The 682-nt window shown below is 49.3% G+C and carries 1 protein-coding gene and 1 pseudogene; both read right to left on the bottom strand.

The window, feature by feature from the left end; translation table 11 throughout:
• Positions 1-461 (bottom strand): ThiF family adenylyltransferase (locus GRP75_RS28755; protein WP_202404368.1); only part of this gene is annotated, 461 nt, incomplete at its 3' end.
• Positions 458-682 (bottom strand): annotated as a pseudogene (locus tag GRP75_RS28750) (thiazole synthase); the annotation flags it as partial. The gene GRP75_RS28755 and the pseudogene GRP75_RS28750, both read right to left, overlap by 4 nt.

Below are 682 nucleotides of genomic sequence, written 5' to 3'. Positions count from 1 at the left end.
CGATGCTTTAGTGCCATGTCATTCATAAGAAGTCGGGTATCGAAATTATCGGTTGCATCCATTATGAGATCTACCCCCTGGATCAACTCTTCCAGCTCTTCCACCCTAACATCCAGTACATGTGCATGTATAACCGTTTCCGAATTAATATCCTTTAATCTTCGCTGAGCAGCTACTGCTTTGGGACATCTTTGCGCAGCATCACTTTCCTGAAAAAGCTGTTGGCGCTGCAAATTGCTCCATTCCACATAGTCCCGGTCTACGAGGCTCACTGTACCTACGCCCCCGCGAACAAGTGTTTCCGCAATACCTGTGCCTAGCGCTCCAACACCTATGATTAATACGTGAGAGGAAGCAAGCCGACGTTGTCCTGTCGGTCCAAAGGGTGTGAATCTTTCTTGTCTGGAATAACGGTCACTTGGATGTGTTCCTCCTGCACCGGATTTGTCAGATACCTTCATGCCTGAATCATGCCTTCTGTCGGACTGCTCGCTGAAGCGTAACGTTTTACAGGAATCATCCCCGCCTCAAAACCATATCTTCCAGCACGAACAGCCAGTTTCATGGCCTCAGCCATTTTTACTGGGTTCTTCGCTCCTGATACGGCTGTGTTCAACAAAACAGCATCTGCCCCCAACTGCATAGCCATTGCCGCGTCACTGGGTGAGCGAATACCCGCATC

It is taken from the genome of Paenibacillus sp. OT2-17, assembly GCF_009827695.1.
In the GTDB taxonomy this organism is placed as follows: Bacteria; Bacillota; Bacilli; order Paenibacillales; family Paenibacillaceae; genus Paenibacillus; species Paenibacillus polymyxa_B.
This window is presented reverse-complemented; position numbering and strand designations above follow the sequence as displayed.